Here is an 18627-nt window from a genome sequence, read left to right on the forward strand (position 1 = left end):
CGGAGCCTGAATGAGCATGCAGCAGCGTATTGAAACGGCCCTGGGCGCATTGCAACCCGAGCACCTGAGTGTGCTGGATGAAAGCCACATGCACAGTCGCGGGCTGCAAACCCACTTCAAGGCAGTGGTGGTCAGCGAGCAGTTCGCCGGGCTCAACAGCGTCAAGCGCCATCAGAAGGTCTACGCCACCCTGGGTGACCTGATGGGCGAGTTCCATGCGCTGGCGTTGCATACCTATACGCCTGAGGAATGGGCGAAAATCGGCACGGCCCCGGCATCGCCGACCTGTGCCGGCGGACACGACTGAGTTAGCGCAGCCCGCTGGCTTTTTGTTAGAATCTGCAGCGCGCTGATCAGTCAGCGCGTTTTTTTTTGTGCCCGGTTCACCCTTTACGAGGGTAGCCACCTGGAGAGAAACACGATGACCGCACCAATTGTTGTTGCTGCACTGTACAAATTCGTCACCCTTGAAGATTACGTCGAACTGCGCGAGCCGCTGCTCAAGGCCATGGTCGACAACGGTATCAAGGGCACCCTGCTGATTGCCGAAGAAGGCATCAATGGCACGGTTTCCGGTAGCCGCGAGGGCATTGACGGGCTGATGGCCTGGCTCAAGACCGATCCGCGCATGGTCGATATCGACCATAAAGAATCCTACTGCGATGACCAGCCGTTCTATCGGACCAAGGTCAAGCTCAAGAAAGAAATCGTGACCCTTGGCGTTGAAGGCGTAGACCCGAACAAGAAAGTCGGGACCTATGTCGACCCCGAGAACTGGAATGCGCTGATCAGCGATCCAGAGGTGTTGTTGATCGACACCCGCAACGATTACGAAGTATCGATCGGTACCTTTGAAGGCGCTATCGACCCGAAAACCACCAGCTTTCGCGAATTTCCTGACTACATCAAAGCCAATTTCGACCCGGCCAAGCACAAGAAAGTCGCGATGTTCTGCACCGGCGGCATTCGCTGTGAAAAGGCCTCCAGCTATATGCTCAGCCAGGGTTTCGACGAGGTTTACCACCTTAAAGGCGGGATCCTGAAGTACCTCGAAGAGGTGCCACAGGAAGAAACCAAGTGGCAGGGCGACTGCTTTGTGTTCGATAACCGTGTCACCGTGCGCCATGACCTGACTGCTGGCGAGTACGACCAGTGCCATGCCTGCCGCACGCCAATCAGCATCGCTGACCGTGAGTCCGAGCATTATCAGCCTGGCATCAGTTGCCCGCATTGCTGGGACACGCTGAGCGAAAAAACCCGTCGCAGCGCCATCGACCGGCAAAAGCAGATCGATCTGGCCAAGGAGCGTAACCAGCCGCACCCGATTGGCCACAATTACCGTAAAGCTGCCGAGGCCTGATATGACAGCGCGCCTGCTCTATGTGATGGACCCTATGTGCTCCTGGTGCTGGGGCTTTTCGCCCATCGCCGAGGCGCTGGTTGAGCAGGCGCAGGCCGCAGGCGTTGAGCTGCACCTGGTGGTGGGCGGTTTGCGTACCGGCAGTGGTTCGGCGCTTGAGCCGGCTACGCGGCGCTATATTCTTGAGCACTGGCAGGCGGTCACCGAGGCCACCGGGCAACCCTTCACCTTCGAAGGGGCCTTGCCCGAAGGGTTTGTGTATGACACCGAGCCTGCCTGCCGGGCCGTTGTCGCCGCCCGCAGCCTTGCCCCGGATTGCGCCTGGAAACTGGTCAAGCTGATACAGCAGGCGTTTTATGTGCAAGGCCGCGATGTGACCCAAGCCAGTGTGCTGGTTGAGCTGGCCGAAACTGCAGGTGTGCCGCGTATCGAATTTGCTGCCGCGTTTGACTCGGCCGAGCAGCATGCGGCGACAGCGGCGGATATTACCTGGGTGCAGGATCTGGGCATTGCCGGCTTCCCGACCTTGCTCGCCGAGCGCAATGGCCAGCTGGCGCTGCTGACCAACGGCTATCAGCCCCTTGCACCCCTGTCTGACTTGCTCGCCCGCTGGCTTGAACGCGCTGCGCGTGTTTGATCCTTCGGCTGTGCCGCCTGTATCCCCGGTGCCCGATCGCCTGACCTGGGCTGAAATCCGTCGCCTGGCCCTGCGCCATAAAAAAGCCCTGTGGATCGCCAACGGCGTGGCCGTGCTGGCGACCCTGTGCAGCGTGCCCATCCCCTTGCTGCTGCCCTTGCTGGTGGATGAGGTGCTGCTGGGCAACGGTGATGCGGCGCTTAAAGTCATGAATCACTGGTTGCCGACCGCTTGGCACAGTGCTGCAGGCTATATCGGCCTGATGCTGGTGATCACCTTATTGCTGCGCTGCGGCGCGTTGCTGTTCAACGTGCTGCAGGCGCGGTTGTTTTCGCGCCTGGCCAAGGACATCGTGTTTCGTATCCGCCTGCGCCTGATCGAACGCCTCAAGCGCATTTCACTGTCCGAGTACGAAAGCCTGGGTAGTGGCACGGTGACTACCCATCTGGTGACCGATCTCGATACCCTCGACAAGTTTGTTGGCGAAACCCTGAGCCGGTTCCTGGTGGCGATGCTGACGCTGGTGGGCACCTCGGCCATCTTGCTGTGGATGCACTGGCAACTGGCTCTGTTGATTTTGCTGTTCAACCCGCTGGTGATCTACGCCACGGTGCAGTTGGGCAAGCGGGTCAAGCATCTGAAGAAGCTTGAAAACGACAGCACCGCACGCTTTACCCAGGCCCTGACCGAGACCCTGGACTCGATTCAGGAAGTGCGGGCCGGTAACCGCCAGGGCTTTTTCCTCGGGCGCCTGGGGTTGCGGGCGCGGGAAGTGCGGGACTTTGCCGTGGCGTCGCAATGGAAAAGCGATGCATCCAATCGTGCCAGCGGCCTGTTGTTCCAGTTCGGTATCGACATCTTTCGCGCTGCGGCGATGCTGACGGTGTTGTTTTCGGACCTGTCGATCGGGCAGATGCTCGCTGTGTTCAGTTACCTGTGGTTCATGATCGGCCCGGTTGAGCAATTGCTCAATTTGCAATATGCCTACTATGCCGCCGATGGCGCGGTTACCCGCATCAACCAACTGCTGGCACGCAACGACGAGCCGCAATACCCCGGGGGTGCCAACCCGTTTGCGGGGCGACAGACGGTCGGTATCGAAGTGCGCGACCTGAGCTTCAGCTATGGCGATGAAAAGGTTCTCGATCACCTCAACCTGACCATTGCCCCGGGTGAGAAGGTGGCCATTGTCGGCACCAGCGGCGGCGGCAAAAGCACCCTGGTGCAATTGCTGCTGGGCTTGTACACGCCGCAGTCGGGCAGCATCCACTTTGCCGGCGAGAGCCAGCCCGAGATCGGCCTGCAAACCATCCGTGAGCATGTGGCGGTGGTGTTGCAGCACCCGGCGCTGTTCAACGACACCGTGCGTGCCAACCTGACCATGGGCCGTGAGCGAACCGATGACGCGTGCTGGCAGGCCCTGCAAATCGCCCAGCTCGATGGCACCATCGCGGCGCTGCCCCAGGGCCTGGACAGCATCGTGGGGCGTTCAGGGGTGCGTTTGTCCGGTGGTCAGCGTCAGCGCCTGGCGATTGCGCGCATGGTCCTGGCCGAACCCAAGGTGGTGATCCTCGACGAGGCCACCAGTGCCCTGGATGCCGCCACCGAATACAACCTGCATCACGCTTTGGGTAAATTCTTGAGCGGGCGAACAACTTTAATCATTGCCCATCGCTTGTCTGCGGTAAAACAGGCAGACCGGGTGCTGGTATTTGATGGTGGCCGTATTGCCGAAGACGGCGATCACCAGCAGTTGATTGCAGAGGGCGGGCTATACGCAAGGCTCTACGGGCACTTGCAACAAACCTGAGGTGGGGAGTTGCCTTTGCGGGGCTTTTGAATATTTCGGGCAACAGGCATTGCTCAAATCTTTGAAAATTGGCCTAGGCTGAGCTGTAGTGAGATTTTCTCTCTGGTTTTCATTTGACTCCATGAAGCAAAGGGAACTCATGAAATCTAAACGCCCCCTTGGTACACCACGCTTATTGGGCATTGTTTGGCCTTTTATTGCGGTCGTGCTGTTCCAGGCGTTATTGGGGTGTGTGAGTCTGTATATGCTTTCAGCCGTGCGCAGTTATGTGGGCGGCGAGAGTTTATGGTCCAAGGGTCAGAAGGACGCCATCTACTTTCTCTACCTGTATTCCGATACCCATGACCCGGTGTATTACGAAAAATATAAACAGGCCATCAGTGTCCCGCGGGGTGACCACAAGTTGCGCCTGGCGATGGATGAATCACCGCCCAATGAAGTTGCAGCCCGCGAAGGCATCCTGCAGGGCGGCAACAGTGCCGAGGATGCCTCAAGCATCATCTGGTTCTATCGCTACTTCCGTCATGTCAGTTATATGGAAACTGCCATTGAGAAGTGGGCCATTGGTGATGCCTACCTGGTCAAGCTCGACAATCTGGCCGAGGAGATGCATCGGGCCATCATTTCCGGAAAGGCCACAGTGGCGGACTCCCAGCGCTGGGAAAACGAAATTTTCGCTATCAATGAGGGCATTGCGCCTTCCGCCAAAGCCTTCAGCGACGCCCTGGGTGAAGGCTCGCGCTTTATCTGGCGGTTGCTGGTGGTCATCAACCTGGCCACGGCGCTGGCGCTGATCCTGCTGGTACTCAAGCGTACACATAAAGTGCTCAAGCAGAGCCGTGCCTTTGCCGAGGCGCTGCAACTGGAGAAGGAGCGGGCGCAAGTCACCCTGGCGTCGATTGGCGACGGTGTTATCACCACTGACGTGAATGGTGCAATTGCCTACATGAACCCGGCGGCCGAGCAATTGACCCAATGGAAGGCCGAACAGGCACAGGGCGTGACCCTGGCGGCGTTGTTCAAACTGCTCGACGACAATGACCAGGACGAAGGCCCCGGGCTGGTTGAGCGCATCCTCGACGGCCAGTTGAACAACAATCGCGAGCACTCCAGGCAGATCCAGCGCATGGATGGCAGTACGGTCGCGGTTACCCTGGTGGGCGCTCCGATCCTTCATGCCGGGGAAGTGAGCGGCGCAGTACTGGTGCTGCATGACATGACCCAGGAGCGCCAGTACATCGCCAATTTGTCCTGGCAGGCGACCCATGATGCGCTGACCGGGCTGGCCAACCGTCGTGAGTTCGAATACCGCCTGGAGCTGGTGCTCAAGAACCTGGGCCGCCAGCAAGGCCGGCATGCCCTGATGTTTCTTGATCTGGACCAGTTCAAGCTGGTCAATGACACCTGCGGCCATGCGGCAGGTGATGAGCTGTTACGGCATATTTGCGTGTTGCTGCGCACCGGCTTGCGTGAAGGCGACACCCTGGCCCGGCTGGGGGGCGATGAGTTCGGCATCCTGCTGGAAAACTGCCCGGTGGAGATGGCGGAAAAAATCGCCGGCGGCCTGCGCCAGGCGGTGCAAAGCCTGCATTTTGCCTGGAAGGGGCGCCCGTTCATGAGCACCATCAGCATTGGCCTGGTGCATATCCATCAAGCCCCGGTGACCCTTGAATCCCTGATGCGGGCGGCAGACATGGCCTGCTATATGGCCAAGGAAAAGGGCCGTAACCGGGTGCAGGTTTACCATGTGGATGACACCGAGCTGTCACTGCGCTTTGGTGAAATGGCTTGGGTGCAGCGCTTGCATGTCGCCCTGGAAGAAAACCGCTTCAGCCTGTATGCCCAGGAAATCACCCCCCTGGGGCCTGTGCAGGACGGGGGCGGGCATATCGAGATTCTGTTGCGCCTGCAGGATGAAAATGGCCGTATCGTGTTCCCTGACAGTTTTATTCCTGCGGCAGAACGTTATGGCCTGATGAGTTCGATAGACCGCTGGGTGGTGGAAAATGTATTCAAGATCATTGCTGAGTGTTCAGCCCAGGCGGGTGGGCGGCCAATGGCTATGTGTGCCATCAACCTGTCTGGTTCCACCATTGGCGATGATGACTTCCTGGCGTTTTTGCATGAACAATTTGACTGTTACGGCGTGTCGCCAAAACTGATTTGTTTTGAAATTACCGAAACCAGCGCCATTGCCAACCTGGGCAATGCCATCCGCTTTATCAATGAACTGAAAACCTTGGGTTGTCACTTTTCGCTGGATGATTTTTGCGCGGGGATGTCCTCATTTGCCTATTTGAAACATCTGCCCGTCGACTTTTTGAAGATCGACGGCAGTTTCGTCAAGGACATGCTGGACGACCCTATCAACCGGGCGATGGTTGAAGTGATTAATCATATTGGCCATGTCATGGGCAAACGTACCATTGCCGAATTTGTTGAAAGCACGCAGATTGAACAGGCCTTGATTGAAATCGGCGTTGATTATGCCCAGGGCTATATTGTGCAACGCCCACAGTTGTTCACCTTTGACAGTTTGCTGCAGCGCCCCCAGCGCGCCCGGGCGTTGACATTGAAGTCACCGGGCACATTGCGTTGATCTGTTCTACATTTCTAAAGTCTATTATCAAAAAGGATTTGGATTGTGAGTGAAGTCTTCGACCGAACAGGGCCTCTTATGGAGGAAACCAGTTACCCCCAGTGGGCCCAGCAGTTGATTCGGGACTGTAGCGAAAGCAAGCGGCGTGCAGTCAAGCACGAGATCTACAAGCGCATGCGTGACAACACCTTGAGCCCCCGGGCCATGCGCATGTTTCTTGTGGGTGGCTGGCCGGTGGTCGAGCAGTTTTCGCTGTATATGGGGCATAACCTGGGCAAGACCCGCTACGGGCGTCACCCGGGCGAAGACATGGCCCGCCGCTGGTTGATTCGCAATATCCGGGTCGAGCTCAACCATGCCGATTATTGGGTCAACTGGGCGCGGGCGCACGGGGTGAGCCTTGAAGACCTCAATGCCCAGGACCTGCCTGCCGAGTTTCAGGCGCTGAATGACTGGTGCTGGCACAGTTGCTCCAAGGATTCGCTGGCCGTGGCAATGGCGGCCACCAACTACGCCATCGAGGGCGCTGTGGGTGAATGGGCCGCGATTGTCTGCTCAACCGATGTCTATGAAGAATCGTTTGCGGTTGATGAGCGCAAGCGCGCGATGAAATGGCTGAAGATGCATGCCCAGTATGATGACGAGCATCCCTGGGAGGCGCTGGAAATTGTCTGCACCCTGGTCGGCATGAACCCCAGCCAGGTGCAGATCACTGAACTGCGCAAGGCCATCTGCAAGAGCTATGACTATATGTACCTGTTTCTGCAGAGTTGCCTGCTGTTCGACAAGGCCGCCGTGGTGCGTGAGCATCGGGAGCTGGTTGAGAGCTGAACAGTGTTTTAGGGCATAAAAAAACCGCGGGCGGCCTCACTGGCAGCCCGCGGTTTTTTGTGTGCGGCCCTGTTACTGCGCGTTGAACGCCTGGCCGTTGATTCCGGTGCTGTCCGGGCCCATCAGGTACAGATAGACCGGCATGATCTCGTGTGGCTGCGGGTTGCTCTCGGGGTTTTCGCCCGGATACGCCAAGGCGCGCATGCTGGTGCGGGTAGCGCCGGGGTTGAGGCTGTTGGCGCGTACCGGGGCCACGCCTTCAACTTCGTCAGCCAGGGTTTGCATCAAGCCTTCGGTGGCGAACTTGGAGACGCCATAGGCGCCCCAGTAGGCCCGGCCTTTGCGTCCGACACTGCTGGACGTGAAGATCACCGAGGCGTCCTGCGACAGCTTGAGCAGCGGCAGCAGGGTGCTGGTGAGCATGAACGTGGCGTTGACGTTGATGTGCATCACGCGCATGAAGCTCTCGCCCGAGAGCTGTTCCAGCGGCGTGCGCGGGCCAATGATCGAGGCATTGTGCAGCAGCCCGTCCAGATGGCCGAATTCGGTCTCGATCATCGCGGCCAGCTCGTCGTACTGATGGGGCTGGGCGGTTTCGAGGTTGAACGGAATGACCACCGGCTGCGGGTGACCCGCGGCCTCGATATCGTCGTAGACCTGGCTCAGGTTGGCTTCGGTCTTGCCCAGCAGCAGCACGGTTGCACCGTGTGCGGCGTAGGTTTTGGCGGCTGCGGCGCCGATGCCGCGACCGGCACCGGTGACCAGGATGACCCGGCCTTCAAGCAGGTTGGGGCGGGCGGAATAATCAAACATAAAAACCTCTACAAAATCGGTGATCGTGCGCGACTCAGCAACTGCACATCGCGTTATCCAGCACCTTGCGCAATTCGCCCGGGTGGTCGACGACTACGTCGGCCCCCCAATGATCCGGGTTGTCGTCAGGGTGGATATAGCCAAAGCGCACGGCGGCGGTTTTGGTCCCGGCATCGCGCCCGGACTCGATGTCGCGCAAGTCGTCGCCCACAAACAGCACGCTGGCCGGGTCCAGGTCGAGCATTTTGCAGGCCAGGATCAGTGGCTCAGGGTCCGGTTTGCTGTTTTTGACGTGGTCGGGGCAGATCAGCAGCGCCGAACGCTCGGCCAGGCCCAGGCGCTCCATGATCGGCTGGGCAAAACGCACCGGCTTGTTGGTGACCACGCCCCATACCAGATGCGCTTTCTCGATATCGGCCAGCAGCTCTTCCATGCCGTCAAACAACTTGGTGTGTACCGCGCAATCACGCTGATAACGTTCCAGAAACTCCTGGCGCAGTTCTTCGAAGCCAGGTGCCTCTGGGTCCATGCTGAAGGTCGCGGCGACCATTGCGCGGGCACCGCCGGAAATTTCGTCGCGGATCAGTTTGTCAGCGACGGGCGGCAGGTCACGATCGGCGCGCATCGCCTGGCAAATGGCAATAAAGTCCGGCGCGGTGTCGAGCAGGGTGCCGTCCATGTCAAAAAGAACTGCTCTTAAACGCATGTATTACTCCTCGCGAAGGGTCTGGATCATGTAGTTGACGTCAACATCGGCAGCCAGCTTGTAGTGCTTGGTCAGCGGGTTGTAGGTCAGGCCGATGATGTCCTTGACGCTCAGGCCCGCTTGGCGGCTCCAGGCACCCAGTTCGGAAGGGCGGATGAACTTCTTGAAGTCGTGGGTCCCGCGGGGGATCAGCTTCATGATGTATTCCGCGCCGATGATCGCGAACAGGTAGGACTTGGGGTTGCGGTTGATGGTCGAGAAGAACACCTGGCCACCTGGCTTGACCATCTTGTAGCAGGCGCGAATCACCGACGACGGGTCAGGCACGTGCTCGAGCATTTCCAGGCAAGTGACCACATCGAACTGGCCGGGCATTTCTTCTGCCAGTTCTTCGGCGGTGATCTGGCGGTATTCAACACTGACGCCAGACTCAAGCTGATGCAGTTGCGCCACGGCCAGCGGGGCTTCGCCCATGTCGATGCCCATGACGGTTGCGCCGCGCTGAGCCATCGACTCGCTGAGAATACCGCCGCCACACCCTACATCGAGCACTTTTTTTCCGGCCAGTTGCACGCGCTCGTCAATCCAGTTGACGCGCAGCGGGTTGATATCGTGCAGCGGCTTGAACTCGCTTTCACGGTCCCACCAGCGATGGGCTAGCGCTTCGAATTTGGCGATCTCGGCGTGGTCAACGTTGCTCATGGGTAAATCCTCTAAAGCTGAATAATCTGGTAAAGCTTCGGGCATGGGCCCGAAGGGACTGAATCAATGAGTATGGCCGCTTATGCGTTCGCCCCAGGCCCTTGCGGTTGCGCAGAGTTGCTGCTCGTCCAGGCGGGTCAGGCGGCGATCATCAAGCAGTTGCTTACCGCCCACCCACAGGTGTTTCACGCAATCGCGGCCTGTGGCGTAGATCAGTTGCGAAACCGGATCGTAGACCGGTTGCTGGGCCAGGCCGCTGAGGTTAAAGGCGACCAGGTCTGCGGCCTTGCCGATTTCGATCGAGCCGGTGTCGCTTTCAATGCCCAGGGCGCGCGCGCCATTGAGGGTGGCCATGCGCAGTGCGCGGTGGGCATCCAGCGCGGTGGCCGAGCCTGCAACGGCCTTGGCCAGCAAGGCGGCGGTACGGGTTTCGCCAAGCAGGTCGAGGTCATTGTTGCTGGCGGCACCGTCGGTGCCCACCGCCACATTGACCCCGGCCTGCCACAGGCGCTCCACCGGGCAGAAGCCGCTGGCCAGTTTAAGATTGGATTCGGGGCAATGAATCACGCTGGAGTTGCTTTCTACCAGCATGGCCAGGTCGTCATCGCTGATCTGGGTCATGTGTACGGCCTGAAAGCGCGGGCCGAGCAAGCCCAGGCGGGCGAGGCGGGCCACAGGGCGTTCGGCGTTCTGCTCGACTGCCTGGTGTACCTCGAAAGCGGTTTCATGAACGTGCATGTGAATCGCGGCGTCCAGTTCGTCTGCAATGACCCGGATTTTTTCCAGGTTTTCGTCGCCTACGGTGTAGGGCGCATGGGGGCCGAAAGCAATTTTGATTCGCGGGTGAAACTTGAGGTCGGCGAACATTTCGACGGCCTGGCGCAAGGACTCGTCCGCGTTGCTGGCCCCGGGAATCGGAAAATCGAGAATCGGAATGGCGATCTGGGCGCGAATGCCGCTGTTGTGTACGCACTCACTGGCGACTTTCGGGTAGAAATACATGTCGCTGAAGCAGGTGATGCCGCCCTTGATTTGCTCGGCGATCGCCAGGTTGGTGCCGTCGCGCACGAAGTCTTCATCGACCCACTTGGCCTCGGCCGGCCAGATATGCTGCTCCAGCCAGGTCATCAGTGGCAGGTCGTCGGCCATGCCGCGAAACAGGGTCATGGCGGCGTGGCCGTGGGCATTGATCAGCCCGGGGCTGAGCAGCATGTCGGGCAGTTCGCGGGTTTGCGTGGCAACCAGCTTGAGCGCTTGAGCCCGCGGGCCGATAAACACAATGCGCCCGTCGCGGATGCCAACGCCGTGATCCTTGAGTACGACACCGGCCGGCTCGACAGGTACCAGCCAGGTGGGTAGCAGCAGTAAGTCCAGGGTCGTGGTCGGGGTCGGCATCGAAAACTGATTCCAGTGCGTTATAAAAGGAGGCGAAGTATACCCGAGCGTCTTGAGGGTGGGCTCGCTATAATCGGCCGCTTTGTTACCAGGTAATGGGGGAAGGCATGCGCGATCGACTGTTGGCTGCGGAAAAGGTTAAGGCCATCGATTGGCGGGACGACGCCCTGTATCTGCTGGATCAACGCATTTTGCCTTTTGAAGAGAACTGGCTGGCGTACACCGGGGTTGACGGTGTTGCACAGGCCATTCGCGATATGGTCGTGCGTGGCGCGCCTGCAATTGGTATTGCGGCGGCCTATGGTGTGGTGCTGGCGGCGCGTGCACGCAAGGCGGCGGGCGGCGACTGGCTGGCTGCGCTGGAAGGGGATTTTACCCTGCTGGCGGACTCGCGCCCGACTGCAGTAAACCTGTTTTGGGCATTGAACCGTATGCGTGACCGGCTCGCCCGTTCCCGGACCCGCGCCGATGTGCTGCAGGTGCTTGAGGCCGAAGCGGTAGCCATCCATGAAAGTGATCGTGAAGCCAATCTGACCATGGCCCAACTGGGCGTTGATGTGATTCGCCGTCACCAGGGCAATGCCCAGGCCGTGCTGACCCACTGCAATACCGGCGCGCTGGCGACGGGCGGGTTTGGTACGGCGCTGGGGGTGATTCGTGCGGCCTGGCTTGAAGGCATGATCGAGCAGGTCTATGCCGACGAAACCCGGCCCTGGCTGCAGGGCTCGCGGCTGACTGCGTGGGAGCTGGCCAATGAGGGCATCCCGGTGGTGCTCAATGTTGATTCGGCAGCGGCGCACATCATGAAAACCAAGGGCGTGACCTGGGTGATCGTTGGGGCTGACCGCATCACCGCCAATGGTGATGTGGCGAACAAGATTGGCACCTACCAGCTGGCGGTCAACGCCATGCACCACGGTGTGCGCTTTATGGTGGTGGCCCCCAGCTCGACCATCGACATGGATCTGGCCACGGGCGATGACATCCCGATTGAAGAACGTGACGGCCGTGAGCTGCTGGAAGTGGGCGGCAAGCGCGTGGGTGCGGATGTGCAGGCGTTCAACCCGGTGTTTGACGTGACCCCGGCCGACCTGATTGACGTTATCGTTACCGAGAAAGGCGTGATCGAGCGCCCGGACGCGGCAAAAATGGCGCAATTGATGTGTCGCAAGCGATTGCACTAGGGTGGACTTGTAGTCGCTGCCGCAGGCTGCGAAGGGGGCGCAGTGTTTTCGAGAAAACGGGTTGCTGCGCAACCCTTCGCAGCCTGCGGCAGCGACTACGGAAGCGGAGGGTGTTCTGCCTTCAAATCGCCTTCAGAGTCCCTCTGAGCCCCTTCACGCCGACAAACGTCGCAATTACTACGCTCCATGCGCATCTGAGGGATAGGTGCGTGGCGGCGATTGTGATAACATTCGGCGGTTTCCAGGGTGGCCCGCAAGGGTTGCCCTTACTGCGCAAATCCGTGACATAACTTGTTGATTTGTCGTAAGTCGTTGCGTGGCACGTGGCCAGCGGCGGCGAGCTTCGTTCGTCCCGAATGGATGTGGCGAAGTTTCACCCGAAAAAGGAATCAGGCTTCTCATGGGCGAACTGGCCAAAGAAATCCTCCCGGTCAATATCGAAGACGAGCTGAAACAGTCCTACCTCGACTACGCAATGAGCGTAATTGTCGGGCGGGCACTGCCTGATGCGCGCGATGGCTTGAAGCCCGTGCACAGGCGTGTGCTGTTTGCGATGAGCGAACTGAACAACGACTGGAACAAGCCGTACAAGAAATCTGCCCGTGTGGTCGGTGACGTTATCGGTAAGTATCACCCGCACGGTGACACTGCTGTTTACGACACCATCGTTCGAATGGCTCAGCCATTCTCCCTGCGCTACCTGCTGGTAGACGGTCAGGGTAACTTCGGTTCGGTCGACGGCGACAACGCTGCGGCCATGCGATACACCGAAGTGCGCATGACCAAGTTGGCCCACGAGTTGCTGGCCGACTTGCACAAAGAGACCGTGGACTGGGTGCCGAACTACGACGGCACGGAAATGATCCCGGCCGTCATGCCGACACGCATTCCCAACTTGCTGGTCAACGGTTCCAGCGGTATCGCCGTGGGCATGGCCACCAACATTCCGCCGCACAACCTGGGCGAAGTCATCGACGGCTGCCTGGCGCTGATCGACAACCCGGAACTGAGCATCGATGAACTGATGCAGTTCATCCCGGGCCCGGACTTCCCGACCGCAGCCATCATCAACGGTCGTGCCGGCATCATCGAAGCCTATCGCACCGGTCGTGGCCGCATTTACATGCGTGCCCGCTCGATGATCGAAGACATCGACAAGGTCGGTGGCCGTCAGCAAATCGTTATCACCGAGCTGCCGTACCAGCTGAACAAGGCGCGTTTGATCGAAAAGATCGCCGAGCTGGTTAAAGAGAAGAAGCTCGAAGGCATCACCGAGCTGCGCGACGAGTCCGACAAGGACGGCATGCGCGTAGTGATCGAGCTGCGCCGCGGTGAAGTGCCGGAGGTTATTCTCAATAACCTTTACGCCCAGACCCAGCTGCAAAGTGTTTTCGGTATCAACATCGTTGCGTTGATCGATGGCCGCCCACGCATCCTGAACCTCAAGGATCTGCTGGAAGCCTTCGTGCGTCACCGTCGCGAAGTGGTTACCCGTCGTACCGTTTTTGAACTGCGCAAAGCCCGTGAGCGTGGCCACATCCTTGAAGGCCAGGCCGTTGCCCTGTCCAACATCGATCCGGTGATCGCGTTGATCAAGGCCTCGCCAACCCCGTCCGAAGCCAAGGAAGCGCTGATCAGCACCCCTTGGGAGTCGACTGCGGTAGTGGCAATGGTTGAGCGCGCCGGTGCCGATTCGTGCCGCCCGGAAAACCTCGATCCGCAATACGGTATGCGTGACGGCAAGTACTTCCTGTCGCCAGAACAGGCCCAGGCCATCCTTGAGTTGCGTCTGCACCGTTTGACCGGTCTTGAGCACGAGAAGCTGCTGGCCGAGTACCAGGAAATCCTCAACCAGATCGGTGAGCTGATCCGCATCCTCAACAGCGCTGTGCGCCTGATGGAAGTGATCCGTGAGGAACTGGAAGTCATTCGTGCCGAATACGGCGATGTGCGCCGCACCGAAATCCTTGATCACCGTCTTGACCTGACCCTGGGCGACATGATCCCGGAAGAAGAGCGCGTCGTGACCATTTCCCACGGTGGCTATGCCAAGACCCAGCCATTGGCTGCGTACCAGGCCCAGCGTCGTGGCGGTAAAGGTAAATCGGCTACTGGCGTCAAGGATGAGGACTACATCGCTCACCTGCTGGTTGCCAATAGCCACACCACGCTGCTGCTGTTCTCCAGCAAGGGCAAGGTGTACTGGCTCAAGACCTATGAAATCCCTGAAGCGTCGCGTGCGGCCCGTGGTCGTCCGCTGGTGAACCTGCTGCCGCTGGATGAGGGTGAATACATCACCACCATGCTGCCGGTCGAGGAATACACCGAAGGTCACTTCATCTTTATGGCGACCGCCAACGGCACCGTGAAGAAGACCCCGCTGGAAGCCTTCAGCCGTCAGCGCAGCGTAGGCTTGATCGCGCTGGAGCTGGACGAAGGCGACGTACTGATCAGCGCCGCGATCACCGATGGCGAGCGTGAAGTCATGCTGTTCTCCGATGGTGGCAAGGTGACTCGCTTCAAGGAGTCCGATGTCCGTGCAATGGGTCGTACGGCCCGTGGTGTGCGCGGCATGCGCCTGCCGGAAGGGCAGAAGCTGATTTCGATGCTGATCCCTGAAGAAGGCAGCCAGATCCTCACCGCTTCGGCGCGTGGTTATGGCAAGCGTACGGCGATCAGCGAGTTCCCTGAATACAAGCGTGGCGGTCAGGGCGTTATTGCCATGGTCAGCAACGAGCGTAACGGTCGTCTGGTCGGTGCGGTTCAGGTGCAGGACGGTGAAGAAATCATGTTGATTTCGGATCAGGGCACCCTGGTGCGTACGCGGGTCGACGAAGTGTCGAGCCTGGGTCGAAACACCCAGGGCGTCACCTTGATCAAGCTGGCCAGCGATGAAACGCTGGTAGGGCTTGAGCGGGTCCAGGAGCCTTCGGAAGTGGAAGGCGATGAGCTCGAAGGTGAGGGCGAAGGCGGTGCAGAGTTCGACGGTGAGGCCATCCACGATGGCGCCGACGACGAGCAGCCGCTAGAGGCTGGCGCTGACGAAGAACCGCAGGAATAAGCGGACACACAGGGGGCGGATGAGAATTCGCCCCCTTGTTGTATGTCCGGCATGAAAGTTTGCGACACGTCGTGGCCCAGTGGGAGCGGGCTTGCTCGCGATAGCATCGGCACGGTATATCAATAGACCCTGCTGCCCGTATCGTGAGCGAGCCTGGTTCCACAAGGCGCACCGTGTCGAGTGTTGATTTATTGCGTGATCACCAAATCAGAGTGAGAGTGGAAGTGAGCAAACGAGCCTATAACTTCTGCGCAGGTCCTGCTGCGCTACCTGAAGCTGTCCTGTTGCGTGCCCAGTCCGAGTTGCTCGACTGGCATGGCAAGGGCCTCTCGGTCATGGAAATGAGCCATCGCAGCGATGAGTTCGTGTCCATTGCGACCAAGGCTGAGCAGGATCTGCGTGACCTGCTGTCTATTCCCTCGAACTACAAAGTCCTGTTTCTGCAAGGCGGTGCCAGCCAGCAATTTGCCCAGATTCCACTGAATCTGCTGCCTGAAAATGGCTCGGCGGATTACATCGATACCGGTATCTGGTCGCAGAAGGCTATTGAAGAGGCTTCGCGCTTCGGTCACGTCAATGTGGCAGCCACGGCCAAGCCTTACGATTACTTCGCGATTCCTGGTCAGAATGAGTGGAACCTGTCCAAGGACGCGTCCTACGTTCACTACGCGCCAAACGAAACCATCGGTGGTCTGGAGTTCAACTGGATCCCGGAAACCGGCGATGTGCCGTTGGTTGCTGACATGTCTTCGGACATCCTGTCGCGTCCGGTCGATGTATCCCGCTTCGGCATGATCTACGCCGGCGCCCAGAAAAACATCGGGCCAAGCGGCATCGTGGTCAACATCATTCGTGAAGACCTGCTGGGCCGTGCGCGTTCGATCTGTCCGACCATGCTCGACTACAAGGTCGCGGCCGACAACGGCTCGATGTACAACACGCCGCCGACCCTGGCCTGGTATCTGTCGGGTCTGGTGTTCGAATGGCTGAAAGAGCAGGGCGGTGTCGAGGCGATCGGCAAGCTCAATGAAGTGAAAAAACGTACTTTGTACGACTTCATCGATGCCAGCGGGCTGTACAGCAACCCGATCAACCTCTCTGATCGCTCGTGGATGAACGTACCGTTCCGTTTGGCGGACGATCGTCTCGACAAGCCATTCCTGGCCGGTGCTGAAGCACGCGGGCTGCTGAACCTCAAGGGGCATCGCTCCGTGGGCGGCATGCGCGCTTCGATCTATAACGCCGTGGACATCAATGCAGTCAATGCGCTGGTGGCTTACATGGCAGAGTTCGAAAAGGAACACGGCTAATGTCCGAGCAAGAACTCAAGGCCCTGCGCCTGCGTATCGACAGCCTGGACGAGAAAGTCCTGGAGCTGATCAGCGAGCGGGCACGTTGTGCCCAGGAAGTGGCGCGGGTCAAGATGGCTTCGCTGGCTGAGGGCGAAGTGCCGGTATTTTACCGGCCTGAGCGTGAGGCTCAGGTGCTCAAGCGCGTCATGGAACGCAACAAGGGCCCGCTGGGCAATGAAGAGATGGCGCGGTTGTTCCGCGAGATCATGTCTTCGTGCCTGGCGCTGGAGCAGCCGTTGAAGGTGGCTTATCTGGGCCCGGAAGGCACCTTTACCCAGGCTGCGGCCATGAAGCACTTTGGCCATGCGGTCATCAGCAAGCCTATGGCTGCGATTGACGAAGTGTTCCGTGAAGTGGCTGCCGGTGCGGTGAATTTTGGCGTGGTGCCGGTGGAAAACTCCACCGAAGGCGCAGTCAACCACACCCTCGACAGTTTCCTTGAGCATGACATGGTGATTTGCGGCGAAGTTGAGCTGCGCATTCACCACCACCTGCTGGTCGGCGAAAACACCAAGACAGACAGCATCAGCCGTATCTACTCCCATGCGCAGTCGCTGGCCCAGTGCCGCAAATGGCTGGATGCGCATTACCCGAATGTCGAGCGCATTGCGGTGTCGAGCAATGCTGAAGCGGCCAAGCGGGTCAAGGGTGAGTGGAACTCTGCCGCCATTGCCGGTGATATGGCTGCGGGCCTGTATGGTCTGACGCGCCTGGCCGAAAAAATCGAAGATCGCCCGGACAACTCCACGCGGTTCTTGATGATTGGCAGCCAGGAAGTGCCGCCTACCGGTGATGACAAGACTTCGATCATTGTGTCGATGAGCAACCGTCCGGGTGCCCTGCATGAGTTGCTGGTGCCGTTCCATGAGAATGGTATCGATCTGACGCGCATTGAGACGCGTCCTTCGCGTAGCGGTAAATGGACCTATGTGTTTTTCATCGACTTTGCTGGCCATCACCGCGACCCGCTGGTCAAAAGTGTCCTGGAGCAGATCAGTCAAGAAGCCGTAGCGCTTAAAGTATTGGGTTCCTACCCGAAAGCGGTTCTCTGAGGCGATAAAACATGAGCGGTGACTTCCTCGCCCTGGCGCAGCCGGGCGTGCAACAACTTTCGCCTTATGTCCCGGGCAAGCCTGTGGACGAACTGGCGCGTGAGCTGGATCTGGATCCGGCGACCATCGTCAAACTGGCCAGCAATGAAAATCCTTTGGGTGCCAGCCCCAAGGCGCTGGAGGCCATTCGTGCCGAGCTGGCCGAATTGACGCGTTACCCGGATGGCAATGGTTTTGCCTTGAAAAGCCTGTTGGCCGGGCAGTGTGGCGTTGAGCTTGACCAGGTCACCCTGGGCAATGGCTCCAACGACATCCTGGAGCTGGTGGCCCGGGCCTACCTGGCGCCTGGCCTGAATGCCGTGTTCAGTGAGCACGCATTTGCGGTGTATCCGATTGTGACCCAGGCGGTAGGTGCCCAGGCCCGCGTCGTGCCGGCCAGGGATTGGGGGCATGACCTGCCTGCCATGCTGGCTGCCATCGATGCTGATACCCGGGTGGTCTTTATTGCCAATCCGAACAACCCGACCGGTACCTGGTTTGGTGTCGATGCACTGAACGAATTTTTGCAGGATGTGCCCGAGCATGTGCTCGTGGTGCTGGACGAAGCCTATATCGAGTACGCAGAGGGCGGTGATCTGCCTGATGGCCTGGAGTTCCTGTCGGCTTATCCAAACCTGCTGGTTTCCCGTACCTTCTCCAAGGCCTATGGCCTGGCTGCGTTGCGCGTGGGTTATGGGCTGTCGACGGCGGTGGTGGCCGATGTGCTCAACCGGGTCCGCCAGCCATTCAACGTCAACAGCCTGGCGCTGGCGGCAGCTTGTGCGGCCCTGCAAGATACCGATTACCTGGCGCAAAGCCGTCGCCTGAACGAAGCCGGCATGCAGCAGTTGCAGGATGGTTTTCGTCAGTTGGGCCTGGGCTGGATTCCGTCCCGGGGCAACTTTATCGCGGTGGACCTCGGTCAGGTGGCGGCTCCCGTCTATCAGGGGCTGCTGCGCGAAGGTGTGATCGTGCGCCCGGTGGCCAACTACGGCATGCCCAACCATTTGCGTATCACAATTGGTTTGCCGGCGGAAAACACCCGTCTGCTTGAGGCGCTGTCCAAGGTTCTTGCCCGTGGTTGAT

General features: G+C 59.2%; 15 protein-coding genes. 11 read left to right on the forward strand and 4 right to left on the reverse strand.

All coding sequences use genetic code 11. The annotated features are described in order from the left end of the window. Window positions 1-10 precede the first annotated feature (10 nt). The 6 genes from BFC21_RS01005 (at window position 11) to BFC21_RS01030 (ending at window position 7237) form a co-directional block, all read left to right on the forward strand. Window positions 11-307 (forward strand): BolA family transcriptional regulator, encoded by a 297-nt coding sequence (locus BFC21_RS01005; protein WP_016780232.1) that lies wholly within the window; start codon window positions 11-13, stop codon window positions 305-307. Between the two features lie 114 nt (window positions 308-421). Next, on the forward strand, window positions 422-1360 hold the full coding sequence (locus BFC21_RS01010; protein WP_016780233.1) for a rhodanese-related sulfurtransferase: 939 nt from the start codon (window positions 422-424) through the stop codon (window positions 1358-1360). A gap of 1 nt (window position 1361) precedes the next feature. After that, window positions 1362-1997: a DsbA family protein gene (locus tag BFC21_RS01015; RefSeq protein WP_086796192.1), complete on the forward strand. Its 636-nt coding sequence runs from the start codon at window positions 1362-1364 to the stop codon at window positions 1995-1997. 28 nt (window positions 1998-2025) lie between these two features. Continuing rightward, window positions 2026-3807: an ABC transporter ATP-binding protein gene (locus BFC21_RS01020; protein WP_371914967.1), complete on the forward strand. Its 1782-nt coding sequence runs from the start codon at window positions 2026-2028 to the stop codon at window positions 3805-3807. 139 nt (window positions 3808-3946) lie between these two features. Continuing rightward, a complete protein-coding gene (locus BFC21_RS01025; protein ID WP_088379430.1) occupies window positions 3947-6406 on the forward strand; it encodes an EAL domain-containing protein in 2460 nt (819 codons plus the stop codon). 45 nt (window positions 6407-6451) lie between these two features. Next, a complete protein-coding gene (locus tag BFC21_RS01030) occupies window positions 6452-7237 on the forward strand; it encodes a TenA family transcriptional regulator (protein WP_088379431.1) in 786 nt (261 codons plus the stop codon). Between the two features lie 72 nt (window positions 7238-7309). On the opposite strand, the gene BFC21_RS01035 is transcribed toward BFC21_RS01030, so the two are convergent. From BFC21_RS01035 to BFC21_RS01050, 4 genes are all read right to left on the reverse strand, one after another. Next, window positions 7310-8050: a YciK family oxidoreductase gene (locus BFC21_RS01035; RefSeq protein ID WP_120265516.1), complete on the reverse strand. Its 741-nt coding sequence runs from the start codon at window positions 8048-8050 to the stop codon at window positions 7310-7312. Window positions 8051-8084: 34 nt separating this feature from the next. Continuing rightward, window positions 8085-8756, reverse strand: coding sequence for an N-acetylmuramic acid 6-phosphate phosphatase MupP (gene mupP / locus BFC21_RS01040; protein ID WP_088379433.1), 672 nt, complete (start codon window positions 8754-8756; stop codon window positions 8085-8087). 3 nt (window positions 8757-8759) lie between these two features. After that, the gene (gene ubiG / locus BFC21_RS01045) at window positions 8760-9458 is read right to left on the reverse strand and encodes a bifunctional 2-polyprenyl-6-hydroxyphenol methylase/3-demethylubiquinol 3-O-methyltransferase UbiG (RefSeq protein WP_016780240.1); all 699 of its coding nucleotides are present in this window, start codon (window positions 9456-9458) and stop codon (window positions 8760-8762) included. Between the two features lie 63 nt (window positions 9459-9521). After that, window positions 9522-10853, reverse strand: a complete 1332-nt coding sequence (locus BFC21_RS01050; RefSeq protein ID WP_120265517.1) for a TRZ/ATZ family hydrolase — start codon at window positions 10851-10853, stop codon at window positions 9522-9524. A gap of 107 nt (window positions 10854-10960) precedes the next feature. On the opposite strand from BFC21_RS01050, the gene mtnA reads away from it, so the two are divergent. From mtnA to hisC, 5 genes are all read left to right on the forward strand, one after another. Then, entirely contained in the window at window positions 10961-12037 is a 1077-nt protein-coding gene (gene mtnA / locus BFC21_RS01055) for an S-methyl-5-thioribose-1-phosphate isomerase (RefSeq protein WP_095004133.1), read from the forward strand. A gap of 400 nt (window positions 12038-12437) precedes the next feature. Continuing rightward, the gene (gene gyrA, locus BFC21_RS01060) at window positions 12438-15098 is read left to right on the forward strand and encodes a DNA gyrase subunit A (RefSeq protein WP_088379435.1); all 2661 of its coding nucleotides are present in this window, start codon (window positions 12438-12440) and stop codon (window positions 15096-15098) included. Between the two features lie 224 nt (window positions 15099-15322). After that, a complete protein-coding gene (gene serC / locus BFC21_RS01065) occupies window positions 15323-16408 on the forward strand; it encodes a 3-phosphoserine/phosphohydroxythreonine transaminase (protein ID WP_088379436.1) in 1086 nt (361 codons plus the stop codon). Beyond that, the gene (pheA, locus tag BFC21_RS01070) at window positions 16408-17502 is read left to right on the forward strand and encodes a prephenate dehydratase (RefSeq protein ID WP_016780245.1); all 1095 of its coding nucleotides are present in this window, start codon (window positions 16408-16410) and stop codon (window positions 17500-17502) included. Before serC ends, pheA begins: the two co-directional genes overlap by 1 nt. Window positions 17503-17513: 11 nt before the next feature. Then, the gene (gene hisC, locus BFC21_RS01075) at window positions 17514-18626 is read left to right on the forward strand and encodes a histidinol-phosphate transaminase (RefSeq protein ID WP_088379437.1); all 1113 of its coding nucleotides are present in this window, start codon (window positions 17514-17516) and stop codon (window positions 18624-18626) included. The last annotated feature ends 1 nt before the right edge of the window (window position 18627 follow it).

Source organism: Pseudomonas sp. TMW 2.1634 (assembly GCF_001703595.1).
GTDB lineage: Bacteria > Pseudomonadota > Gammaproteobacteria > Pseudomonadales > Pseudomonadaceae > Aquipseudomonas > Aquipseudomonas fragi.

Bases quoted from the DNA above. Each gene is read 5' to 3' on its own strand.
- BFC21_RS01010 (WP_016780233.1), top strand. From the start codon at position 422: ATGACCGCACCAATTGTTGTTGCTGCACTGTACAAATTCGTCACCCTT.
- pheA (WP_016780245.1), top strand. From the start codon at position 16,408: ATGTCCGAGCAAGAACTCAAGGCCCTGCGCCTGCGTATCGACAGCCTG.
- mtnA (WP_095004133.1), top strand. From the start codon at position 10,961: ATGCGCGATCGACTGTTGGCTGCGGAAAAGGTTAAGGCCATCGATTGG.
- hisC (WP_088379437.1), top strand. From the start codon at position 17,514: ATGAGCGGTGACTTCCTCGCCCTGGCGCAGCCGGGCGTGCAACAACTT.
- BFC21_RS01005 (WP_016780232.1), top strand. From the start codon at position 11: ATGAGCATGCAGCAGCGTATTGAAACGGCCCTGGGCGCATTGCAACCC.
- mupP (WP_088379433.1), bottom strand. From the start codon at position 8,756: ATGCGTTTAAGAGCAGTTCTTTTTGACATGGACGGCACCCTGCTCGAC.
- BFC21_RS01025 (WP_088379430.1), top strand. From the start codon at position 3,947: ATGAAATCTAAACGCCCCCTTGGTACACCACGCTTATTGGGCATTGTT.
- BFC21_RS01015 (WP_086796192.1), top strand. From the start codon at position 1,362: ATGACAGCGCGCCTGCTCTATGTGATGGACCCTATGTGCTCCTGGTGC.
- gyrA (WP_088379435.1), top strand. From the start codon at position 12,438: ATGGGCGAACTGGCCAAAGAAATCCTCCCGGTCAATATCGAAGACGAG.
- BFC21_RS01050 (WP_120265517.1), bottom strand. From the start codon at position 10,853: ATGCCGACCCCGACCACGACCCTGGACTTACTGCTGCTACCCACCTGG.
- ubiG (WP_016780240.1), bottom strand. From the start codon at position 9,458: ATGAGCAACGTTGACCACGCCGAGATCGCCAAATTCGAAGCGCTAGCC.
- BFC21_RS01035 (WP_120265516.1), bottom strand. From the start codon at position 8,050: ATGTTTGATTATTCCGCCCGCCCCAACCTGCTTGAAGGCCGGGTCATC.